Source organism: Candidatus Binatia bacterium (assembly GCA_026415395.1).
In the GTDB taxonomy this organism is placed as follows: domain Bacteria; phylum Desulfobacterota; class Binatia; order HRBIN30; family HRBIN30; genus HRBIN30.
Genome location: JAOAHD010000017.1, coordinates 178,388 through 202,234 on the forward strand (window position 1 = coordinate 178,388; position 23,847 = coordinate 202,234).

Sequence of the window (23,847 nt, forward strand, 5' to 3'; positions counted from 1 at the left end):
GACGCTCCACAGTACACTCTAGATCAGCGGGCAAGGCGGAGGCGCTCAATTTGTGGGACTCGCCACCTTCTGCCGATTTTTCCGCCGTCGACGCGGCACGAATGGCAGGATTTTGTGTCGGCGGGCAGCGCGCAAACGGACGCGCCCAATCTTAGCGCGCATTTCCGGCGGCTGTGCCAGCAACTCCTCCTTCCATCGCAAGAGGTTACGCCGGAAGTACTGTGCGTCGATGTTCAGCACGCTGCAGATCGACTCGAATGAAAATACCCAACTGCTGTCGGTATCGAGAAACCACTCCTCCGCTTCCTTGAACAAGCGGCGTGAGCGCGGGCGTGTAGCACCGGCGTATTTCTGAAAGCAGGCCACGGCGTCTTCCAAAATCGCCAGCATCAGTCGGCGCTCTCCTTCGAGAATGCGCTGCTGGCGCATCCTTTGATAAAATTGCGAGGGCAGCAAAATCTCTGGAGCGACCAGTCGAGGCAATACGCCATCGAAGCTCGTGCCATCGTACTCCCGTGAACGACGCAACGAAATGCCCTCCATCCAGACCTCCCTCCCTGAAGTTGTGAACCCGGTGCGGATGCCTTGGTCTGCTTCAGGTTGCCTTGCAGATGCGATGCCAAGGCGCGAGCATAGATTACTCGCGATAAAATCCGATTTCAGTTTCAAATCTACGGCCTACGAGCTGCCTTCACTGGGCCTTGCGCATCGTTTTCGGACAACCCCGTTGGGTGAAACTACGACAACTGCGCTTCAGGGCTCAGCTTGGCAACCCAAGGATAACGACGCACGCGACTGCGCCTGGTCCGCCGACGTTGTGGGCGAGGCCGATTTCGGCGTTTTTCACTTGGCGCTCTCCACATTGCCCCCTGAGTTGGGTAACGCACTCGAAGATCATGCGGACGCCGCTAGCCCCAATCGGATGACCGAAGGACTTCAGTCCTCCGCTCGGGTTAATTGGCAGGTCACCACTCAAGGCGGTACGGCCCTCCCGCACCCAGTACGGTGCCTCCCCTTTTCCACAAAAACCGAGGTCTTCCATGTTGGATAGCTCGGTCCAGGTAAAGCAGTCGTGGACCTCGGCGAAGTCGATATCAGCTGGGCTCACACCCGCCATGCGATAAGCCTGCTGGGCCGCCTGTTGGGTTGACCGGAAACCGAGGTAATCGAACGTCGGATCAAAGTAAGGTCGCCCGGAGGTTACAGCGAGTCCGAATCCTTTTACGAGCACGAAGTCATCTCGGAAGCGTTTTGCCAGGTCCGCGCGGCAGACAATCGCTGCAGCGGCACCGTCGGTGGTGGGACAGCAGTCGAACAACCCAAACGGCCAAGCGATCATTGGGGCTTGCAGGACTTTTTCCTCCGTGATCTCCATGCGTAAATGGGCGCGCGGGTTACGAGCTCCGTTGTAATGGTTTTTCACTGCCACTTTCGCCAGCACATCTCGACCAACTTTGAACGTGTGCATGTAACGGTTAGCGGCCAACGCAAATAACCCGGGCGCAGAATTTCCCTTAGCAAGCAAGGGGTGGCCGAAGCGCGGCAAGCCCCGCCCCGGGCGGTCTTTGAGCTTCTCCGCACCGACCACGAGAGCGATATCGTACGTACCCGACGCCACGGCAATGCAAGCATTGCGAAACGCGTCGGTTCCCGTCGCACAGTAGTTCTCGACGCGGGTCACCGGCCGGTTGTACAGTCGGAGCGCATCGGCGAGTGACGTTGCCGACTTCCCCCCGCCCGGGCCGGGAAGATACGTACCAAGGTAGGCAGCCTGGATATCTTTTGGATCGATCTGCGCATCCGCGTAGGCCTCGAAGGCAGCCTCGCAGATCAACTCCTCGTACCCCTTATGGAAGAGGTCGCCAAATTGAGTGCATCCTACGCCAATCACTGCCACCTGATCGCGCATGGACCAGAACCTCCAATCACGCACACTATCGGATAGGGCGGGCCTTCCAAAAATAATTGTGATTCTGCCCACCTTCGTGAATGCGCCGAAAGGTGAGCCTGACACGTCGGCCCACATCAACCTCACCCTCGGTAAAGTCAGTCACTTGGAGGTAAATTCGCCCACCTCCGTCTAACTCCACCACAGCCATCGGCAGAGGGTGCTCGACATTCGCGATGAGGTGATCCACCGTGTACGTGAACACCGTCCCGGTCAGGCCTAAGCGCAACTCGTCCATCGGGCCGGGCCGCCCACAGGAAATGCACACCTGCGCCAGTGGGTACTGCACGGTGGCGCAGTGACGGCAGCGACTGCCGTGCAACCGCACGTTCTGCGCAAGTTCCTTGAATTCCAGCACGTTCGTAATTGTTTCCTCGACCTCCTCCCTCCGCATGAGGCCGCGGTACTTGAGGTATTTCTGGTAAGACCGGAGCGGCTGCTTGGCGGCAAGCCAATCCTTCCACGAAGGGCCTGCTCGGCCATCACCAACCAAGGCGGTCGTACGCAGCAAAACGGCGTCTGCCCCCTCGCCAAAGGCGGCCACCACGATCCATTGGTTGGGCTCTGCCTCATCCAACACTCCGCCCAAGGCCAACAAACTTTCCGCTGCACCGACGGAGCCAATTGCCGCGCTAGCCGTGGGGGCAAGCTGACGGGTGGGGTCAAAGCTCAGCTTCCGAGCCACATCGACCGCAGCGCGGGGTTCCGGAGCGTGCAGGACAAGCCTTGCCACCTGGCTCGGCTGCAAATTGTGAGCGCTGAGGAGGCGATGGATCGCTTCTGCAACATCGCGAACATAGCCGTAGGTTTGCGAGAACTTGCCAGGATAAGCAGACACGAACGGCGAAGCGTCCGTTCGCCAGAAGTACGTAAACTCCTCGCTGATGCTTGCGCTGCCCACGATCTCCGCCGCTACATTCTCTCGTGCGACCAAGACTGCAGCCGCTCCATCTCCCAGCAACCCCTCCCACTCCGACTCGGGCTCTGCAAGCCTCGCTTCGGCCGCACTGACCAAGCACGACTGGATACGCCCACTCCTCACGGCCGCATCCGCCGCTAACAGGGCTTGCAAGCCCGCACGGGCTGAACCCCCGAAGTCGGAACAAAAGGTTTCCCGGGGGAGGTCGCAAACTGTGGCACCAAACGCGGACAACTGCTTCTCGAAATAAGGAGGGCTCGTTGAAGCGAAAAACCAGCCTTCCGGCAGGTGTGGGCAGGACTCTAGGCAAATCAGCGCTGCCTCCAATGCAAGCGTGAACGCGTCTTCATCATAGTTTGCAACGGCAATTTCGCCCGCGGAGGGAGACTCCTTGCCCCAGGCACGCGCAATTTCAGCGCGGCTGAGGCGCAGGCGAGGCACATAGGCACTAAACTTCGCAATCCCGACCATCCCTTTTGCCCCTCGAAAACTTCTTTCGCATGTACAGCGACGCAAGCCACAGGAGGGCAAGCAAAAGCCATGGCTCCCCACTCTCCCGCGAACCGCCAACAACGGCACACCCTTTGCCGCTGACACACACGCCCCCAGCAAAACAGCGCGGGGTCGGGGTATCGGTGGGTCCAGGGGTTGAAGTGGGCACTCGCGTACGTGTAGGCGTCAAGGTGGGTGTTTCGGTTGGCGTCTCCGTCGGGGTCGGCGTGTCAGTCGGCGTAGGGGTTGTGGTGGGAGTTACTGTCCTGGTCCGCGTTGGTGTTGCAGTCATCGTAGGTGTGGGAGGCGGATTACTACTCAGTAGCATCGTGATGAGGCCGCCCGTACCCACCCCCGCGACGTCTGGGCGGCCGTCTCCGTCGTAGTCGCCAGTAGCAATCAGCCGTACACCAGCGCCCATCGAACAGCGGCCGCTCACAGTGTCAGCCATGTTGCAGAAGTTGGTCGTCTCCTCCAGGGACTGCCCGGTACCCAAGAACAACGCCAGGAGCGCTGAGTCCGCGCTGATTACGGCAACATCCAGCAAACCATCGCGATTCCAGTCAGCAAACCCCAAGTCGCTCGGCTGCGACAACGGTCGGAGAAAGTTAGTCGCCTGAGGCACGCCGAGCCTGTACAAACTGCCAGATGGAATTGTTCCGAAAAGGACAACCAGCGTCCCGGAGGCACCCCCTCCTGCCACGATGACATCCAGGACACCGTCTCCATCCAGGTCTTCGATTTCCAGTGCGGACGGCGCGATGGTTGCCTGACGGACATTAGCCAGATCGAAGCTTGGGTACCCTTGGTCATCGACGCCACCCTGCGTGTAGAGTGCCACGGTTCCCGTAGCACGCGAGACCGTGAAGAGGTCCAGCCGCCCGTCTTGGTTTGCGTCTGCGACTCGGAGGCCGGTCACAGGGCCATCGGCACTCAGCCTACTTCCGCCAACGAACGCGGTTTCCCGACGGTACAACACAGTGACGCGGTTATCATTGCCGCTGCCAACCACAACATCGTTACGACCATCAGCATCAATGTCGGCGATGCGAATAACCTGCGGGTCGTTCCCGGCAGCGACCGGCTCCCCCGTAGCCACGAACTCCCCACGCCCTTGATTCACCAATACGACAACCCCGACGTCTGTGGCGACCGCTATATCGGGGAGCAAGTTCCCATCTACATCGCCGATGTCGATGCCGCGGGGGGCGCCCGGTAGGTTAACGCCACTGCGCACCATTCCATTGCGGCAGTCCCCATTGGCGAAGCGCTCTCGCGCTACGAGCCCTATCACGACCTGGTTACCGCTGACATCTGCAAGAGCTAGGTCAGTGCTGCCATCGCGATTTAGGTCACCCTGGGCCCTCGCGACAAAGTTACCCGCAAACGGCAGCTCGCAAACCAAGAAGAGTTCTGCCGTGGCAAAGCGGCAAGGCCAAAGAGCCATGATCAAGAGTCCGCCGCTCGCAGCCCACAGCCGAGTGCGACCCAAGTACGATCGCTTTTTTTGAAGTCCGCGGCTTCGTCTTCGCAGAAACCAGCTAGCCGGAAGGAAGGTTGCAAGTGGCAGCGCATTCGAGCCTGTCGCAACGTTCGGGGCGACCGAGCACCCACCGGAGGAGAGATTCAAAGTCCCCGGTTTAAATGTTTTGGTAGCCGTGGCTGTGGGTAACGGGGTAGACGACCTGGTCCGTGTCGGAGTAGCGGTCGCGGTAGCTGTAAAAGAGGGGGTCGGCGTTCCCGTCTCGGTCGGGGAAGCCGTTACTGTGGGCGTGGCACTTTCTGTCGGGGTGGGCGTCGGACGAGGCGTGGGGGTTGCAGGCGGCCGACTACTTACCAAAACGCTGACGCTGCCCCTCAAGCCGACAACCACGTCCGCAATGCCATCTCCGTCGATGTCCCCGACCGCCAACGACAAGGGCTGACTGCCTCTCAAATCGACCGGCAGCGTCGGCGCAGCAAACGCACCGTCCGGTCGGGCCATGAAGAAAACGACACTATCGCTACTTTGATCTGCAATGACTAAGTCGACAGAACCATCGCGATTGAAATCCGCCGACGCCACTGCCACAGGCAGCGATGCGAGCTGCCCACCGGCCGGCGGAACCACAAGGCGCTGCCGCACCCGGTAGCTGACCCCTCCACCGCTCGGCCTCTGCCCCGAGATGATCAAGATGGCGCCCTCGGAACCACCGGTTGCCACTGCCAAGTCCGGCACGTCGTCGCTGGGATCGAACCAATCAGACCAAAGTGCCAATGGCGCTCCGGGCAAAGTAAAAGGCGTTAGCGGCCTCATCCCACCGGTGCCCGGAGGGCACACCTGGGAACCAGGCGTTGTAGACCCGACGTTTTGCTGTTGAAACACAACAAAGTCCGCTGTGGATTGGCTGCTAATACCGAGGTCTGCCCGGCCATCAACGTCCAAGTCCCGCGCTAAAACGAAATCCGGGCTCCGGCCGACACCCACCGTACAAGGAGCCATGTAGCTCCGCCGGTCAGTGACCGAGCGTGTTATGACAACAACTTCGTTACTACCTTGGCTCGGGCGTCCAGCCACGAGGTCCAATGCTCCATCGCGATTCACATCGACAACCTGGAGACTTCCAAAGGATGTCCCTTCCTCCAATGGACCGCCGGGGGCCGGTTGAAAGTTGCCCGCACCGTCGCCGTAAAAGACCCGAATGCCATCCGCTCCCGCTACTGCCAAGTCCAGCCGACCGTCGCTATCCAGGTCGGCAATGCGTACAGCGCTCGGCCCAGGCAAACCGATCTCCAGCACGTTCGACTGGACTCCCAAGACATCGCATGCTGTCGGGGCCCCGGGACGCGTGCGGGTAAACAGCACCAAAATGCGGCCGCCCTCTTGATCCGCGGCGACAACGTCGGGGCTCCCGTTTCGATCCAAGTCGCCGATTCCTACGGCAGCGATGGCACCACTCACGCGCGGCTGGCCGGCTTCGTTCGTGTTACAAACAGTGAACGGCGCAGTGGGAATCGGAGTGGCCGTCGGGCTTGCTGTGGGAGTAGCGGTGTCCACGGGCAGTGGGGTGCCAGTGGGAGTCGGGGTGTCTGCACTCGGGGTCCCCGAAGTCACAGTGGGAGTTGGGGTTTCTACTCCTGCCCCGGAACCACTGGTGTTCAGGAAAACCCTGAGACCATCGCCCTCTTGAGTGAGCGCAAGCACGTCGGCTTTACGGTCGCCGTTGATGTCGACCGCCGCCACCGTTGCCAAGTTTCCGGGCAAGCCATTCGTCTGCTTTTGAAAGCCGTTTTCGTCCGGCAAAATTGGTGGCGGAAACGGTGGACCAGGGTCGTAGCAGAGGTCGCTCGGCTGCCGACAAAGCAGGTTAATTCCGATTCCTCCAGTGGCGTTGCTCACAACCAGATCCAGTTTGCCATCGCCATCTAAATCTCCTGCTGCGAGGCCCGTGGAGTCCACTTCCACAAAATCGGTGTTACCGGTGGTGAAGCCACCCGAGCCATCACTGATCATCAAAGTAACCTGGGCATCGACATCGACTCCGGTTACAACCGCGATGTCATCGACGTTGGCGTCGCCACCGAAATCCCCCACCACGAGGCCTCCGGGCCGTTCGCCCACACTAAACACTCGCGCTGCTTCAAAGGTTCCGTTCCCGCGGCCCAGCAGGACAGCAACGCGGTTGCCCCCACGGCTACTGACTGCAACGTCTAGCACGTTGTCCTGATTAAAGTAACCAACGCCTAAGGCGTAGTTCCCCTGAGTCCCAGGCCCCGTCGAAACGCTAGCGGGTGAGAAATCGACGAAGCGTCCATTGCCCTGCCCTTTCAGGAAATGAATTGTCGCTCCACTAAGCACAGCGAGGTCAAGGATTCTGTCGCCGTCGAGGTCCGCCGCCACAAGATCGACAGGCGCTGGATCGACGGGAAACCCGTCCAAGTAATTTTCGTCGGCCTCAAAAATCAGGTCGCTACCCTGCAGTAAAACACTCACCGAATTGGCCAACGTGTTGGCGGTCGCGATGTCCACCCTCCGGTCACGGTTAAAGTCCCCGAGCACGACAGCCACGGGTCCGTCGGCAGTATCGGCCGAGTCAAACGGTTCAAAGGTTCCGCTTCCTTCATTCAGGAAGATGCTGACCTGACTCGCATCAGGCTGGGCGACCACGATATCTGACAACTGGTCTTCGTTAAGGTCGCCCACGGCAAACGCCCGCGGCCCCGGATTTTCCCCTGCCGAAACATCAACGGGAGGTGCCGCACGAAACGAGAGCCTGGCAGTCGCTGAAGTCGGCCCAACAAGCCACGCCAAAATCATTATGGGGATGAACCGGCAAATAATCCCGCTTCGTTTCATCAGCAGAGGGTACATTTGTCTGAAAAAAGCGAGGGCCAGGGCGGCATTCCGAGCTCGCCGCTGCCCTGGCCCGCACCGCTGCTCAACAGGAAGAGTGGCACCCTATACCTGCCGCAACCACATGAGGCGTGTTACACGAGTCGAACTACATCATGTCTCCCATACCACCCGGAGGCGAACCGGCAGGTTTCTTTTCTTCCGGTTTCTCAGCCACCATGGCTTCGGTGGTCAGCAGCAGACCAGCGACCGAAGCGGCGTTCTGAAGTGCCGTGCGCACCACCTTTGTGGGATCGACGATGCCGGACTTCATCAGGTCTTCGAACTCTTCGGTCAGAGCGTTGAAACCAAACGAACCCTTGTTGCTCTTTACGCGGTCCAACACAATGGAGCCTTCCCAACCGGCGTTAGTGGCAATCCACCGGAGTGGATCCTCAGTCGCACGTTTCACAATATTGACCCCAACCATTTCCTCTTCGGGTGCTTCCACCTTATCGAGGACAGCGGCTGCCCGGACCAAAGCAACGCCGCCTCCTGGAACAATCCCTTCTTCCACAGCCGCCCGGGTAGCGTGTAACGCGTCCTCCACGCGGGCCTTTTTCTCCTTCATTTCTACTTCGGTTGCGGCACCCACGCGGATCACCGCGACTCCACCCACCAGTTTCGCCAACCGTTCCTGAAGTTTCTCGCGATCGTAGTCCGAGGTGGTCTCCTCGATTTGGGCCCGCAACTGTTTGATTCTCGCCTCTATATCGGCCTTTTTCCCAGCGCCACCAACGATAGTGGTTGTATCCTTGTCCACTACAATCCGTTTTGCCCGCCCCAGGTCGTTGAGCGTAACATTCTCAAGCTTGATGCCCAGCTCTTCTGCAATCAAACGGCCCCCGGTTAAGATCGCGATGTCCTCCAGCATCGCCTTCCGCCGATCACCAAACCCTGGCGCCTTCACGGCCACACATTGCAGCGTGCCACGGATGCGGTTGATCACAAGGGTGGCCAGAGCCTCCCCTTCCACATCCTCCGCGATAATGATGAACGGCCGACCCGTGCGGGCGATCTGCTCGAGGATCGGCAGAAGGTCCTTCATCGAGCTGATCTTTTTCTCGTGAATCAGCACAAAGGCGTCTTCCAGTTGACATTCCATCTTCTCGGGGTCCGTCACGAAATACGGTGACAAATAACCGCGATCGAACTGCATGCCCTCCACAACTTCCAGGGTCGTTTCAAGGCCCTTCGCCTCCTCTACCGTAATGACCCCTTCCTTCCCTACCTTTTCCATCGCGTCGGCGATGATTTCACCAATCGTCGGGTCGTTGTTGGCGGAAATGGTTCCGACTTGTGCAATTTCGCGCCGGTCTCGGGTGGCCTTCGCCATACGCTTGAGTTCCTCAACCACGGCGGCAACCGCCTTGTCGATCCCCCGCTTGAGGCTCATCGGGTCGTGACCGGCGGCCACCATCTTCACCCCCTCAGCAAAAATTGCGCGGGCCAAAACGGTTGCCGTGGTGGTGCCATCTCCAGCCACATCCGAGGTCTTGCTGGCCACCTCCTTAACCATCTGCGCCCCCATATTTTCGAACTTGTCTTCAAGTTGGATCTCTTTGGCCACGGTAACGCCGTCTTTCGTAACCGTCGGAGCACCAAAGGCCTTCTCAATGACAACGTTTCGGCCCTTCGGACCAAGGGTCACCGTGACCGCATCAGCCAAAATTTTTACGCCGGCTAGGATTTTAGCCCTGGCTTCCTCGCTGAACTTGATGAGTTTTGCTGCCATTGCCGTGTCCTTTTGAGTGGTTATCCCTCGATGATGCCTAGGATGTCATCCTCTCGCATGATGAGGTACTGTTTATCGTCGATTTCTACCTCGCTCCCTGCGTACTTCCCGAACAAAACCCGATCCCCGGCTTTCACGCCCAGGGGCATTCGGTTCCCTTTTTCATCCAGCCGACCCGGACCCACGGCAATCACCTTGCCTTGTTGCGGCTTTTCGCGCGCAGTGTCCGGGATAATGATTCCCCCTTTCGTTTTTTCTTCCTCCTCAATCCTCTCAACCAATACCCTGTCCTGTAGGGGACGGATCTTCATGGCATACCTCCTCAAGCGTCCGAACTCGCTGGGCTCAGCAGAAAAAGCCCGCCCGCAAGCTAACTGGTTCACGGAAACTTTCAAGACCGCTGCATTGCTCTTTGCTCGCTTTGTCCTGGCAGAAGGCTTCTCTCCAACGCGGCGACCATTGTCGCCCACTCGGGGTCCTGCTGGCAGCGGCGCTCCGCGGCACGGATGGCGTAGAGTACGCTCGTATGGTCCCGGCCCCCGAATTCGCTCGCGATGCGCGACAAGGACACTCGACCCAGCGATTTGCACAAATACATGGCAATCTGCCGTGCTTGCGAGACTCTTTTCTCTCGACCATGACCCACAAGTTCGCTGGCTGTGAGGCCAAAGTGTTCCGCGACTGCGTCTCGAATCGAGGCAACACTGATTTGCCGCCTGACGGGTTCGATCCGGACAGGGCCGAGCAGCCGTTCCACTAGATCCACGCTTGCAGGTTGTTGCATCATCTCCATGTAGGCCGTCACCCGATTGAGCCCGCCCTCGAGCTCGCGGACACTCGGACCGCAACGGGAGACAATCGCTTGAAGCACAATTTCGGGGAGTTCATGCCCCCGCCGCTCCAGCTTTCGCCGCAAGATTTCCAACCGCATCTCCTCCGTGGGCGCCTGCACATCAGTGATGAGGCCGCTCTCGAATCGGCTGCGTAACCGGGACTCAAGGCGCGCTACCGCACTCGGATGTTGATCGCAGGTCAGCACCACTTGTTTTTGGGCCCCGATCAGCCATTCGAAGGTGTGGAAAAATTCTTCCTGCGTCCTCTCCTTCCCGGCGAGGAACTGCACATCGTCCAAAATCAACACGTCGAGCTCACGGAACCGCTCTCGGAACTGAGCCATTCTGTCCGTGCGGAGCGCTTGGATCATCATGTTTGTGAAAAGTTCCGCTGAGAGACAGGCGACCCGTTTGTTCTTGCTCGCCCGCAGACTCTCATGCCCTATGGCGTTCACCAAATGCGTCTTCCCGAGCCCAACACCTCCCCAGACAAATAGCGGGTTGAACCTACGTCCGGGTTCCTGGGCGACTGCGCGTGCTGCCTTGGCAGCAAGTTCGTTTGTTGGCCCGACAACAAAGGAGTCGAAGTCGTAGCCATCGATCAAGCGGCCGACCCTTGGAAGCGGTGCCGCTGCGCGCATTCGTAACTGCGTACGAGGCTTGCTACGCGACGGTTCGTCGTGCGCAACAACCTCGCCTTCGCACCGCACGCCTATAACGACTTGCGGTTTTCGCTCATCCCCGAGAGCCTGCTTCAACGCATCTTCGATCGTTCGTAAAAGGTGGCGGGTCACCCATTCGCGGTGGAATCGGCTCGGCATCTCGAGGACAATGACGTCTCCTTTTCGAGACCAGGAAATCGGCTCGATCCACATTGTGAAGTTGCGCTCCCCTACGGCACGGCGTAGGTGCGACAACGCGATCATCAACTCCGCATCCATCTGCGCGCCACCCTCCAGTAAAGCGCCGTTCGCTCGTCGGTTCGCGCAGTGCCGAACTGCAACTGGGCCTTGCTGCCAATCCTACCCAGTCCAGTGCATTGCCTTCACCCGCAACAGTCCACACTTCGTCCTCCATTCACCACACCCTCCCCGCGGCCGAGACCTTGGGGCAGTGCGCTGACCGACCCTGTCATCGTGTGACCACGACTTCGATGTTTTCGATCGCTTTCAACGGCGAGGTCGGCTCCCTACTGACGACACCGAATCTAGTCAACACTGAGGTAGGGCAGCCTCTAGATACACGATGCAACGTAAAGTTTTCCCGAGGCCGGATATCGTTGCACGATGCAATTCTGGCTGTTCGGGGAAGTTCCCTGTTTATGACAGCGAACTTACGAGACTTTTCTGCGCTGTCCCTCACAAGCTCCAGTCACGAGCCCGAGTCCCGAGCTAGCACTAACGCACGTTGTAACGTCGCTGCGTCGAGCGCCCCCTTGACCATCCGCCCGTTCAAAAACATCGTTGGCGTAGAGTTCACGCCTAATTTCATGCCTACAGCGATATCGTCTTGGACCCGGCGTCGAATGTTCGGGTCTTGCATGCACCGCCGAAAGCTAGGCATATCGAGCCCCAACTGTCGAGCCAGGGCATCTAGCAGTTCACCATCCAGTTGCCGCTGATGGTCAAACAGTCGGTCATGGTACTGCCAGAACTTCCCCTGCTCACCGGCGCACTCAGCGGCCACCGCGGCATCGCACGCTACGGGATGAAAGCGAGATCCCACCAACGGGTTACAGGCAGAATCCAGCGGGAAATGGCGGAAGACGACTCGCACCATTGTCGGCGATCGCAGCCACGTTTCCTGCAATGCCTTGTGAAGAGCGGCGCAGTGCACGCATTCGAAATCGGAAAACTCGACGATCGTCACTGCGGCATTCGCCGGTCCTCGAGAGTTTCGTGTGTCAACCGGAACTTCCACTCTTGCCAAGCGTTGAAACCATTCAACGAATCGCGGATCCGTGCGCACAAGCTCGTCCACAGAATCTGGTTGTCGCGTATAGCGCCAAGCATCCCAAACAGCGCTTCCAATCAAGGTAAGCGCTGCCACCACTGCCCCGACATACAGCCACAGGTCGCGTCGGAGTGCTAACGCTTGTTCTACCCTCGATGCGACCAGCAGCGAGCGGTGGAGGCGCCATGCAGCGACGAAGTTCGCAAGGCCCACCAAGTACAACCCGGTGCACAACACACACACGGCGCGAAGAACACCGAAGGAGACTACGGCCATGTAGACGGAAAAACCCAGCCCAGCCACTGCGAGTACGACCAGAGCGCCAGCGATCCGCCGCCGCACGCTAGCCACCTGGTTCATAAACGCTGCTAGCGCCAACACGCTGACGCTGACATAAAACACAGTTGCCAGCAACGAAACGGAGAAACCACCGAGTTCTGACCAGCGACTGCTCAAAACTACGTCGCAGTTCACCACCTGGTTCACGTTGCAAAAGCTGGTGAAGCCGGCGTCGGTCTTGAGTTGGCGATGGACGACTTCCGCCTGGTATGCGATCCAGGTCCCGACCAGGCCAACGGCCAGAACCAATAACGCCTTCTTCCTTTGAGGATTCAGCTCCATGAGGTGGCTCGACAGCTACGGCCACCCATCTAGCGATTCGAATATCGCCAACACAACCGCTCCGCGAGCTTAACCACGTTCGGGAGCGGCAACCGTTTCACGGAGAACACGCACGTATTCCCACCCTCGCGCACCATAGGTCAGCACGGCAACAACCTCATTATCCTGACCTACGAGAACGGCGTTTTCTCCCACCTCGCCCTTCGGCAAGCCAGCGAGCACGTCCATTGCTCCGTGTCGGACCCGTTGGTAAAGCGCTGCTGGGAGGGGGAAGGCGCGGAGGTGTCGCAGGACCTCTCGCGTGGACAAAACCTGAGGAAGTTCTGCACCGCTCTCGACTTGGTCCAGGCTGACTGCAGAGGTCAAGTCAAAAGGTCCGAAGCGCACTCTCCGGAGCTCAATCAGATGGCCGATGGTATCGAGGACCTCCGCAATTTCCTCCGCCAACACTCGTAAGTACGTCCCTTTCGAGCAGCGTATGCGAAACCAGATTTTGTCGTTCGAGAGCGCTTCAAGTTTGATGAATTCGACTTCGATCTCTCGGGCTTCCCGTTCAACGACAATTCCCTGCCGGGCGAGCTTGTACAGCGGGACCCCGCCGCGTTTGATGGCCGAAAACATCGGGGGGATTTGCAGCCGCCTTCCTCCGAGTCGTTCGGGAACGCGAGGAAGCGACTGCATCACGTTCTTAGGAACCGTTAGCTCCTCAATCGTTTTGCCAGTGAGATCTCCCGTGTCGGTTTTCCTTCCGAGTTGAACGATCCCGACATACTCCTTGTCGGCACCCGCGATCAACTGGGCAATCTTCGTTGCCTCCCCGATGCAGACGGGCAACACCCCGGTGGCAAACGGATCCAGGGTCCCTAAGTGGCCAGTCCGAAGACCGTATCGGCGCTTGACCACCCGAACAACGTCCGCAGAGGTCGGCCCTGCTGGCTTATCAATTACCAAAACCCCGTGCATGGAGCGCTCCCGCTAATTTTCTGACGTTACATCTCGCAGCGCACGAGCCAAGCGCTCAATCTCTGGCAAAGTCGAGTCCACCTCGAACACCAACTGCGGGGCTCGTCTCAGATCCAGCCGTCGTAAAAGTTGGGCACGGAGAAAACCTTGGGCGCTACGCAAGCCAGCCAAGCAGCGCTGCTGAGAGGCCTCGTCTCCTAAGCACCGGAAACGAACCCACGCTGTGCCCAGGTCCGCGCTGACTCGGACAGACGTAATTGACACGGATCCCACTCTCGGGTCCTTAATCTCCCGCAGAATGACTTCTGCCAGCGCTTCTCGTAACGTCTCGCCAACGCGTTCGGCACGCCGCCCACTCATATGACCTTCGAGTTCGGCGCTCACTCCGGGTAGCGCCTAAAAGTGTAGAATCTCGAGCTCTTCCTCGCCGAGCTCCGCCAGCTTCAGCGAATCGATGAACTGCACCACTTGCCTTAACGCCGAGTCGACTTCACTGGCATCAGTTCCCACCCGACTGAAGCCCAAAACAGCGCGCTGCCAAAGATCGTGAGCGTCACATTCCGCCACCGAGACATTGAAGGTATTGGCGACACGGCTCTTTATACGGTTCAGTACCCCGCGCTTCCCTTTGAGGCTGTGATTTTCGGGAAGATACAGGGTCAGCTTCAGAACGCCGACAACCAAGGGCACGCTTGTCTACTTCCGGTGGTCCTCAGAACTCAGTGACAGGATGCCTAGCCCCTCCGGTCCCCCGCCGCGACGCGGCCTTGAGCGGGAGGCAATTGACGCGCCACCTCTTCCTTCTGGAAGGCCTCGATGACGTCCCCGACCTTGATGTCCTGGAAGTTTTCAAGACCGATCCCACATTCGTACCCAGTCGATACCTCACGAACGTCTTCTTTGAAGCGACGCAAGCTCGCAATCTTCCCCGTGTACACTACAACACTGTCTCGAACCAGCCGCACCTCGGCACCGCGCAAAATTTTCCCCTCTATGACCTGCGCGCCTGCAACGTTGCCCACCCCAGGGACTCTAAACACTTCGCGGACTTCCGCTCGGCCCAGGCTGACTTCACGAATTGTCGGAGCCAGCAAGCCCTGCAAGGCATCACGCACGTCGTTAACCACGTTATAGATCACGTCGTACAAGCGGATTTCTACCCCTTGTCGGCGCGCTTCCTCCGTGGCCTTTGCTTCCGGCCGCACATTGAAGCCGATGACGATCGCATTCGACGCCGCGGCAAGGTCAACATCAGACTCCTTGATGCCGCCGACCGAAGCGTGCAGAACCTTGAGCTTCACCTCCTCCGTAGAAAGCTGACTGAGCGCCGTTGACAACGCCTCCACAGATCCTTGCACATCCGCCTTCAGTACGACGCGCAGCTCTTGGCTCTCACCCGCCTGCACCCGGCGGTTCAGGTCCTCCAGGGTTACCCGCGACGACTTCGTGAGAGACGCCTCTCGCAACTTCTGCTGTCGCTTCTCCGCTATGCTCCGAGCGGTAGCTTCGTCTGGCGCCACAACGAAAGAGCTGCCAGCCTCCGGCACACCGTCAAAACCCAGAATTTCAACGGGCATAGATGGACCCGCTTCCTTCACCCGCTGGCCCTTGTCATTGATCAGAGCGCGGACGCGTCCGAAAAACGGTCCGCAAACAAAGGGCTCACCCTCGTGTAGCGTGCCTTCTTCGATCAAAACCGTCGCCACCGGCCCGCGGCCTCGATCGAGCTTAGCCTCGATAATCGTGCCCCGCGCTCGCTTATTTGGGTTCGCCTTTAAATCAAGAACATCTGCCTGCAGCAAAATCATTTCCAGCAATTCCGGCAGCCCCTCCTTGGTCTTGGCGGACACCTTGACGAAAATCGTATCCCCGCCCCATTCTTCCGGAACTAGACCATGGTCCGAGAGTTGACGCGTCACCCGCTCGACGTTCGCATCCGGCTTGTCGATCTTGTTCACCGCCACGATGATGGGAACACCCGCCGCTCGTGCGTGATTGATGGCCTCAATCGTCTGCGGCATCACGCCATCGTCGGCAGCGACCACCAAGACGACAATGTCTGTGACCTTCGCACCGCGGGCACGCATTGCGGTGAACGCTTCGTGCCCCGGGGTATCCAGGAAGGTGATTTGCCGTCCGTGAACATCCACAGTGTACGCACCAATGTGCTGGGTAATCCCCCCAGCCTCCTGAGCCGTGACGTTCGTCTTTCGGATCGCATCGAGCAGTGAGGTCTTACCGTGGTCGACATGACCCATAATGGTGACGACCGGGGGCCGCGGTTGGAGTTGCTCCTCAGCAACCGACGCAGCGATGTCCTCGTCCAACCGGGACTCCAAACTGTCCACGGCGAGTTCGACCGTAAAACCGAACTTATCGGCGACCAAAGTTGCCGTATCGAAATCTACCACCTGGTTGACCCCGACGGTAACGCCGAGCTCCAGCAGTTCTTTCACGACCTGGTTCTCGCGAACGGCCATCTCCCGGGCCAACTCGCGCACCGTGATCGACTCGGTCGCCAACCGGATGACTCGCTTGTGCGCGCGGGGAACGGTGATTTCGGTCCTCTGCACTTCCTGGTTGGGTGCAGCCTTCTTTTTCTTTGGAACTCGAGTCCGCTGGCGATCCAACTCTAGCGGCTCTGACGTCTCGCCCCGCTCCACCACTCGACGTTTCTTCTTTCGGGGGCGGTCATCCATCGGAGCTGGCGGGGGGAGCGTCGGTAAAGCCCGGTCCCGGCCTGCAGGCACCCCAGCCACACCTGGGCGCTCGCGAGCAACGCGTCCCCGTGCAGTTTGTGGGTTCAGTTGCTTTGGATCAATGCGCCCCAGCACCTTCGGCCCTCGACGCGGTGAGTCCGTAACCGCTTCACCCTCTGGCGAACTGGCTTCCAAAGAGCGGGCCTCAGGTTGCGAGGGAATTCGTTCCGGCTGCACGGAGGTTTCAGCGAGGGCGGACCACGTTTGCTCAGCACGCTGCAATCCTTCGGCACGCTGCAATCCTTCGGCACGCTGCGCACTCCCAGGAGCCTCCTCTGACCTCGGCTGGGCTCCCAGGACAGGCGTGTCTAGAACAGCAACATCCCCCTCTTGTTCGGGTCGGGCCTGCGGAGCCTTAAAAGTCGCTTCACTCCCCACCTCCGCCAGTTCCGCGGGCGGCAATGGAGACACGTTCGCGTCCGCCAAACCCGCAACCAACTCTCCCTCCGAAAGGAGCGGAGGAGGAAGCATCGATTCGTCGAGGGAAGGAGGCACAACCGCTTCCAAGGCCTCCAAAACCGATTCACCGGCGTCCAATGGGCTCGACTCCGCCAGCGCGCTGGCCGATTGGGTATTTGGTTCGGGAGTTGGGGGAGCTGCCTCACTACGACTCGGTGACGAGGCGGCACGCCGTCGAATGATGTTGGCACTCACGCGGCGCTCGACAATCGTTTGCCCCTCTTGGTCGGTGACGACACGCTCCTCGCCGACAACAACCGCAGGAGATGCTTCGCTCTCTCGGCTGAGAACTTGCAGGACCCTCCGCACCTCTTCCTCTGTTAGGCCACTGAGCGGACGTTTGCCGTGGACACCCGCCCGCTCTGCCGCGCTGAGGAAGGCCCCAATCTCGACTCCCAATTCTTTTGCTAAGTCTCGAACCCGTTTCGTACCTACTGTTGATGCCATCCCTGAAATCGTTTCCTTAGAAGAAAGTCAGCCGTCAGATCTCTTTAGCCATCGCAGCGAGCGTATGCACCAGGGCTTCCCGGAGATTACGTTCCACACCGCGCCCCAGCGATCGCACGGTTCCTTTGCGCGCAGCGAACTGCTGCCAGCAATTTGGGTCGCGATGCAGATATGCTCCGCGCCCTTCAGACCACGGGGAGACCTTCAAAGTACCTTCTTTATCGACCGTGAAGCGAATCATCTCCTCCTTCGGCGAGCGTTTACCACAACCAACGCAGAGGCGACTAGGAGTGTGGCGGTGGGGCATTTTTCTCTACGATCCCTGCCCTTCCTCCGCCACTTCTGCCGCAGCTCGCTCCTCCCCCTCTCTCACACCGAGTCCTGAGCCGCTTTGCTCAGCAGTTGCGGTCCCGACAGATGGCTCAGTGCCAGACGCTGAATTCGTGACCGCACGCTGCGCCGCCTCAATCAGCTCGCTTACCTTCCCGGGGTCCAATTCTGCAACATCTGCCAGATCCAGCGCATTCGCTGCCGCGAGCTCCTCAATGCTCTTGATGCCTGCCTCGTACAACTGGTCTGCAAGCGTCTCGCTTACACCCGGCAACTGCATCAAGGAAACTCGCGCGTCGTGCTGCTCTTTGGCAACCTCTGATTCGCTCTTCACCGTCAGGTCGAACCCGGTAAGCTTTGAGGCTAGCCGGACGTTTTGCCCCCGACGACCAATCGCAAGCGACAGTTGGTCGTCGGGAACGATGATCTCCATTTTCCGTTCTTCGTCATCGATGATGATCCGGCTCACCTTTGCAGGCGCCAACGCACGGCAGACAAATTCGGCTGGGTCGGGGCTCCAAGGAACAATGTCAATTTTTTCACCACGAAGTTCTTGCACCACTCCTTGCACACGCGTGCCCCGCGGGCCCACACACGCACCAACAGGGTCCACGTCGGGGTCCCTCGAAGTCACTGCGATTTTCGCCCTGACGCCCGGCTCCCTTGCCGCACCCTTAACCTCAACGATGCCTTCGGCAATCTCCGGAACCTCATGTTCGAACAGTTTGATCAAAAACCCAGGATGGGTCCGCGATAATACAATCCTCGGCCCGCGACTCGGAGACATCTCTACATCGAGAATGTAGGCACGAATACGGTCTCCCTGGCGGTAGCGCTCGCGGGGGATTTGCTCCTTCTCGGGCAAAACTGCTTCGGTTCGACCCAGATTGACGATAATATCCTTCCGCTCGAATCGCTGGACCGTACCGAGGTGGGTTATCTCTCCTTTTCGGTTCTTAAACTCGTTGTAGATCAACGCCCGCTCTGCGTCCCGAAGCCTCTGCGCGAGATTTTGGCGTGCCGCTTGCGCCGCGATGCGGCTGTGCCGCTGATCGAGTTTCTCCAAAATTTCGTCACCCAACTGTGCTTCTTCATCGTAGCGCTGCCGCGCCTCTTGCAACGAAATCTCAGCTTCGGGATCCTTGACCTGCTCCACCACCGTGAGCGTCCGAAACAGCTCGACCTCACCTATTTCTGGATTGTACTTTGCTTCGAGCCGAATTGACTGCGGCAGATTCCGCCTTGCCGCCGAGAGCACCGCCTGTTCCACCGCCTCGATCACCTGATCGCGGTCAATACCCTTTTCACGGCTGACCTGCTCGATAACCCGACTCAACTCCGTTTGAACCGGCATGCTCCACCTCAATCGCTAGCGTTACGGTTCCACAATCAAATTCGCTCGGGCAATCTGCTCAAAGCGGATCCAATGATCCCCCGCAGCATCCCGAACCCGGATTCGTTCGAAATCCACTTCCTCCAACACGCCGGAAAAAGAGCGACGCCCTTCAATCGCTTCGCTCGTTCGCACCTGCACCCTCTGCCCAATGTAGCGCCGAAAATGATCCGGCCGCCGCAATCGGCGGTTGATTCCCGGCGACGACACTTCCAGCGTGTAACTGCCCGGCACAATGTCGTGCACATCCAACAGATCGCTCAACTGCCGGCTTACGTGGCTCAGTTCGTTCAACGTTACCCCTTGGCCGTCAGTTCGGTCCACAAACAAGCGCAACACAAGCCCGCTGTGCTCGCGCCGAAACTCAATGTCGAAGATCTCCATGCCTTCGCTTTCCAACAGCGGCTCCGCAATTCGCCAGACTTGAACCGGTACGTCCTCGGTCATCTTCACTTCCAAAACAAAAAAAGTGGGCCATGAACCCACTTTATAAAGCGGTTCACCAATTTGTGCGCGGTTTTCTAGCATACACCGGGCCAGAGCCGCAAGAACGCGCCGTTCCCTTACCCACACTCTCGCGCGAGCCCTGAGCGCTCGCCGAGCCGTCTGCGCCGGGGCAGGTTCGTGCTCTCCAGCCTGTGGAGCACGGGCTTTCAGAAGTGTGGCAGGAACGCGCTTGCTATGGCCCCTTCCTCTTCAGCCCGCCATAAAAGCTCAGAAAGGAGCTTGCGCTTCAGAGAGACTCGCGGTCGTGCAACGTCACCAATTCCACAATTGTGTACGTGCGCTCGCCGCGCGGAGTTTTCACCTCCACTTCGTCTCCCACCTTTTTATGAAGCAATGCCTGACCCAACGGCGAACTTAACGAAATCAGCCCGGCCGCAGGGTTTACCTCCTCCGGCATCACAATCTCGAACACCGAACGGCTTCCGTCCTCCACATCTTCCAGCGTCACCCGACTTCCGTAACCCACCACATCCCGGGGCACGGAGTTCAAGTTATAAAGGGAGAGCTGACTGATTCTGGACTGCAATTGCGCAATCCGCGCGCGAACGTACTCTTGCCGATGCTTTGCAGCATCGTATTCAGCATTTTCGCTTAAATCCCCATGGCTGGCTGCCTCTTGCAACTCCTTTGGCAGCTTCCGTGTGAGCTCGTATTGTAGATCAGCTAGCTCCTTCTTCAGCTTCTCGATGATTGGTAGTTCGTTTGGCATAGCTTAGATCACCCCATCCTGCCTCAATGAAGCGAGCTCGTCGTCGCTCAAACCGAGCAAGTTACAATAAACGTCGCGATTGTGCTCGCCAAGTTCCGGGCCCAACCATCGAATCGCTCCAGGGGTTTCCGCAAACTTCACTGGAATCCCCGCGACAGCAACTTTGCCCAGGCGCGCGTCAGGCACCTCGACAACCATCTCGCGAGCACGGACATGCGGATCGTGCAACAGTTCTGGTATCTCCATTACGGGTGCGCAAGGAACGTTTGCGCCATCTGGACCAAGCACACTGAGTACTTCGTTCACGGTCCGACCTGCCACCCAGTCTTGAACGAGCGCGTGCACTTCGTCACAATTGTCCAATCGTGCCTGTGGCGATTTAAAGCGCGGATCTCGCCCGAGGTCCTCGCGCCCTATGGCGGCCATCAAAGCCCGAAACAATGCGCTGTTGCCCACCGCAATCACCACCCAGCCATCACGAGCTCGAAAGCAATCATACGGGGCGGTGAAGGGATGCCTGTTGCCCATCCTCCTGGGCGGTTGTCCGGTGACGTCGGTTACGGTGACCCAATTGTCGGTCATGCTCAAAATTGCGTCCATGTTGGACACATCCACAAATTGCCCTATTCCAAACTGTTCCCGGCAGCGAACAGCGCACACCACAGCAAACGCTGTCAGTAACCCGCCGATAAAATCACCCAAGGCACCGCCTCCGCGAATGGGTGGGCCATCCGCAAAGCCTGTCAGCCCCATCAACCCGCCCATGGCTTGTGCGATGATGTCGTAACTCGTGCGTGCTGCGTACGGACCGGTATGCCCAAAACCGGAAAGTGCAACATAAACAAGCCGTTCATTGTGTTCTTTCAACTCTCGATACCCGAGCCCCCACCTTTCCATCGTTCCGGCGGAGAAGTTCTCCACCAGAACATCCGACCTCGCCACCAGCTCCCGCAGCAGGCGCTTACCAGCATCCTTGCGTAGATCCAGGGTAATCCCCTTCTTGTTCCTGTTCAGCGCCGCAAAAGCCAAGGGAACCCCACTAACAGTAGGGTAACCATACCGCCCGTCATCACCCTTGGCAGGCAGCTCAACCTTAATGACCTCCGCCCCCAAATCCGCGAGGAGCATGGTCGCATATGGCCCAGCAACAACGCGTGTGAGATCAACAATCCGTATGCCGTGCAAGGGCCCGGTGAGGCTGGCCTGACGATCAGTTGCCAAGGATCTCCCGGGCTTTTTCGTGCGCCGCATCTCCCCTGTAGGTCGAGGCATTTTTGTTGAGCCACGACCAAGCTTCACCCCACGTGGCCTCTCCGTGGTGAAGTATCCAATACATCACCCCAATACCAGCTAGGAAGCCCAGGAAAAACCGCTTAAAAGCGTTCATACCCTCGTTTATTTCGACCTGCGCGCCAGCAGTCAACAAGAAACGGCATGGAGCATCCACCCTTGACCAGCCGAGCCACGGCTACTCCTTTGGATCGACAAAGATCGTCAATTCGTCGCGCCCCCAGCGATCGTCGACATCGTCAATCCTGCACGAGACCTTGTATTCACCTGGCTTCTTGTACGTGTGCGTCGGGCTGCGCTCCTTTGAGGTGCTACCGTCCCCGAAATCCCAGTGAAATCGTGGCTTACGCAGCTCCTCGCCGAGGAGATCGACGGTAAACTTTACCTTAAGGGGCGCCACTCCACTGTCTGGCTCCGCCTCGATCGTGAAGATAATTTTTTTGAGGAGTTCTAAGTCTTCGGCGCTTAACGTAGGCGGCACAGACGGCTGAGGCGTCGACGGACTAACCTTCGGGGTCTCCGCTCTCGGCTGAACGGTCTTCTCCGCGGCGTGCACGGCTGCCCCCATGATGACCAAGATGGCTAACGTCAGCATGCCTCTACGCATGACAATCCTCCTCACCACCAAGCCTTGGATTGGCAGCGCGCCTTCTAAAAGACCCCCTGGTGGTCCGCAAGGTTAATGGGACAGCTTTAGCCTCCGTGTGTCCAATAAAGTAGGCCAACTTTGGCTGACTTCCCTGTGAATCCCCGAGTTCTTACAATTTGGTCATGGCCTTGTCGAGCTGGGTCCTAGATGCACTCTACCCACAAGTGTGTGCATCCTGCGAACGGTTAACCAAGCAGGCGTTTGCGTTTTGCCCCGACTGTGCTCGTGCGTTGCGACCTCTCATAAGGCCTTGGTGTTCTGTCTGCGGTACACCGCTCGCCGGCAATCACGACCAAGAAGTGCCCTGTGGGGAGTGCATTCGCCGGGAACCAGCATTCAATCGGGCACGCGCAGCCTTCATCTACGGCCAACGGGAGCAGAACAGCCCTTTGGCCATGGCGATCGCTCGGTTCAAGTACGGTCGCGTGGTCGCCCTTGCCGCAACGCTTGGCGAGCTGCTCCTTCACTCCAGCCCCATCAATCCGTCCCAGTACGACTGGGTCATTCCTGTACCGCTTACACGCGACCGGCTTCGCTGGCGGGGATTCAACCAGGCACTGTTGCTTGCGCGATTCCTGGCCCCCGCAAACCAGATCGGGCCTGACGTGCTGGAGCGTTGGAAGGCTACAGCGGCGCAGGCCGAGCTCAACCGGCGCGACCGCCAAGAGAACGTCAGAGATGCCTTCCGAGTCCGCCCATCTTGGGCAACCAAAATTCGCGGTGCTTCCGTACTGCTGATCGACGATGTGATGACAACCGGGGCCACCGTCCACGAGTGCAGCGCCGCCCTGCGTCGCGCTGGAGCCGAGAACGTGGACGTTGTAGTTCTTGCGCGCGTTACCCTTCCTTGACTGGGGTGCCAAGGTGTACAGCGACAAACTCAAGTGGGAGGCCCGGTACCGAGACGGTAAACGAGCCACGACAGCCCCGGCACCCTTGCTTGTCCAGTGGCACCACCTGCTGCAAGCCCCCGTTCTCGACCTGGCGGGGGGAAACGGGCGGAACGCTTTGTTTCTGGCGCGGCGGCGTCTCCCCGTGCAGGTCATCGACATTGCCCATGTCGCGCTGCAGCACCTCATGCGCAACGCCCGCCCGGAGAATCTTCCAATCTCCGCCATCGCCGCGGACCTAGAGCACTTTCCGCTGCCCCATCAGCGCTACGGGGGTATCGTGATTTTTCACTACCTGCAGCGCGACCTCTTTGATGGCATCCGCGCCGCGCTTCGGCCTGGGGGAGTTGTGATTTATGAAACTTTTTTGGTGGACCAGCAAAAGATCGGGCACCCACGCAATCCAAATCATCTGCTGCAGCGCGGCGAACTTCTAGCTCACTTCGCGGACTTTGAGCTTCTTCTCTACGAGGAGGGCTTGCTGGAATATCATCCACCAGCTTATCTTGCCCGCCTTGTGGCCCGACGTCCCAACAAGGCAGCGGGAGCTGCCAACACCGCGAGATGGAGATGATTCG

At 58.9% G+C, this 23,847-nt stretch carries 19 protein-coding genes and 2 pseudogenes; 2 read left to right on the top strand and 19 right to left on the bottom strand.

The genetic code is table 11. The annotated features are described in order from the left end of the window. Nucleotides 1-45: 45 nt before the first annotated feature. From N3C12_13850 to N3C12_13940, 19 genes and pseudogenes are all read right to left on the bottom strand, one after another. Entirely contained in the window at nt 46-543 is a 498-nt protein-coding gene (locus N3C12_13850) for a hypothetical protein (GenBank protein ID MCX8073512.1), read from the bottom strand. Between the two features lie 217 nt (nt 544-760). Continuing rightward, nucleotides 761-1,909 carry an acetyl-CoA acetyltransferase gene (locus N3C12_13855; GenBank protein MCX8073513.1) on the bottom strand — a complete coding sequence of 383 codons (1,149 nt, stop codon included), beginning with the start codon at nt 1,907-1,909 and terminating at the stop codon, nt 761-763. A 25-nt stretch (nt 1,910-1,934) separates the two neighbouring features. Continuing rightward, nucleotides 1,935-3,338, bottom strand: coding sequence for an OB-fold domain-containing protein (locus tag N3C12_13860; GenBank protein ID MCX8073514.1), 1,404 nt, complete (start codon nt 3,336-3,338; stop codon nt 1,935-1,937). Continuing rightward, entirely contained in the window at nt 3,316-7,695 is a 4,380-nt protein-coding gene (locus N3C12_13865; GenBank protein MCX8073515.1) for a VCBS repeat-containing protein, read from the bottom strand. The genes N3C12_13860 and N3C12_13865 overlap by 23 nt, the downstream gene beginning before the upstream one ends. A 145-nt stretch (nt 7,696-7,840) precedes the next feature. Further along, on the bottom strand, nt 7,841-9,466 hold the full coding sequence (gene groL / locus N3C12_13870; GenBank protein ID MCX8073516.1) for a chaperonin GroEL: 1,626 nt from the start codon (nt 9,464-9,466) through the stop codon (nt 7,841-7,843). Between the two features lie 20 nt (nt 9,467-9,486). Continuing rightward, nucleotides 9,487-9,777 carry a co-chaperone GroES gene (groES, locus tag N3C12_13875; protein MCX8073517.1) on the bottom strand — a complete coding sequence of 97 codons (291 nt, stop codon included), beginning with the start codon at nt 9,775-9,777 and terminating at the stop codon, nt 9,487-9,489. A gap of 80 nt (nt 9,778-9,857) precedes the next feature. Further along, on the bottom strand, nt 9,858-11,240 hold the full coding sequence (dnaA, locus tag N3C12_13880) for a chromosomal replication initiator protein DnaA (GenBank protein MCX8073518.1): 1,383 nt from the start codon (nt 11,238-11,240) through the stop codon (nt 9,858-9,860). 430 nt (nt 11,241-11,670) lie between these two features. Next, nucleotides 11,671-12,873 carry a thioredoxin domain-containing protein gene (locus N3C12_13885; GenBank protein ID MCX8073519.1) on the bottom strand — a complete coding sequence of 401 codons (1,203 nt, stop codon included), beginning with the start codon at nt 12,871-12,873 and terminating at the stop codon, nt 11,671-11,673. Nucleotides 12,874-12,942: 69 nt separating this feature from the next. Beyond that, nucleotides 12,943-13,836 (bottom strand): tRNA pseudouridine(55) synthase TruB, encoded by an 894-nt coding sequence (gene truB, locus N3C12_13890; protein MCX8073520.1) that lies wholly within the window; start codon nt 13,834-13,836, stop codon nt 12,943-12,945. 12 nt (nt 13,837-13,848) lie between these two features. Then, nucleotides 13,849-14,220, bottom strand: a complete 372-nt coding sequence (gene rbfA, locus N3C12_13895) for a 30S ribosome-binding factor RbfA (GenBank protein ID MCX8073521.1) — start codon at nt 14,218-14,220, stop codon at nt 13,849-13,851. A 12-nt stretch (nt 14,221-14,232) separates the two neighbouring features. Beyond that, complete coding sequence (locus tag N3C12_13900; GenBank protein MCX8073522.1) at nt 14,233-14,526, bottom strand: DUF503 domain-containing protein; 294 nt, start codon at nt 14,524-14,526, stop codon at nt 14,233-14,235. A gap of 44 nt (nt 14,527-14,570) precedes the next feature. Next, nucleotides 14,571-16,406, bottom strand: a pseudogene (infB, locus tag N3C12_13905) (translation initiation factor IF-2). A 951-nt stretch (nt 16,407-17,357) separates the two neighbouring features. Then, a pseudogene (locus N3C12_13910) lies at nt 17,358-17,501 on the bottom strand (translation initiation factor IF-2 N-terminal domain-containing protein). 34 nt (nt 17,502-17,535) lie between these two features. Then, on the bottom strand, nt 17,536-17,808 hold the full coding sequence (locus N3C12_13915) for a YlxR family protein (protein ID MCX8073523.1): 273 nt from the start codon (nt 17,806-17,808) through the stop codon (nt 17,536-17,538). 6 nt (nt 17,809-17,814) lie between these two features. Further along, entirely contained in the window at nt 17,815-19,185 is a 1,371-nt protein-coding gene (gene nusA, locus N3C12_13920; protein ID MCX8073524.1) for a transcription termination factor NusA, read from the bottom strand. A 21-nt stretch (nt 19,186-19,206) separates the two neighbouring features. Beyond that, nucleotides 19,207-19,671 carry a ribosome maturation factor RimP gene (locus N3C12_13925; GenBank protein MCX8073525.1) on the bottom strand — a complete coding sequence of 155 codons (465 nt, stop codon included), beginning with the start codon at nt 19,669-19,671 and terminating at the stop codon, nt 19,207-19,209. Nucleotides 19,672-19,957: 286 nt separating this feature from the next. Continuing rightward, the gene (locus N3C12_13930) at nt 19,958-20,440 is read right to left on the bottom strand and encodes a transcription elongation factor GreA (GenBank protein ID MCX8073526.1); all 483 of its coding nucleotides are present in this window, start codon (nt 20,438-20,440) and stop codon (nt 19,958-19,960) included. Nucleotides 20,441-20,443: 3 nt separating this feature from the next. Beyond that, the gene (locus N3C12_13935; GenBank protein ID MCX8073527.1) at nt 20,444-21,661 is read right to left on the bottom strand and encodes a CoA transferase; all 1,218 of its coding nucleotides are present in this window, start codon (nt 21,659-21,661) and stop codon (nt 20,444-20,446) included. A 247-nt stretch (nt 21,662-21,908) separates the two neighbouring features. Next, nucleotides 21,909-22,337, bottom strand: coding sequence for a PKD domain-containing protein (locus N3C12_13940; GenBank protein ID MCX8073528.1), 429 nt, complete (start codon nt 22,335-22,337; stop codon nt 21,909-21,911). 437 nt (nt 22,338-22,774) lie between these two features. On the opposite strand from N3C12_13940, the gene N3C12_13945 reads away from it, so the two are divergent. Continuing rightward, nucleotides 22,775-23,230, top strand: coding sequence for a phosphoribosyltransferase family protein (locus tag N3C12_13945; GenBank protein MCX8073529.1), 456 nt, complete (start codon nt 22,775-22,777; stop codon nt 23,228-23,230). Next, a complete protein-coding gene (locus tag N3C12_13950; GenBank protein ID MCX8073530.1) occupies nt 23,208-23,843 on the top strand; it encodes a class I SAM-dependent methyltransferase in 636 nt (211 codons plus the stop codon). Before N3C12_13945 ends, N3C12_13950 begins: the two co-directional genes overlap by 23 nt. Nucleotides 23,844-23,847 lie beyond the last annotated feature (4 nt).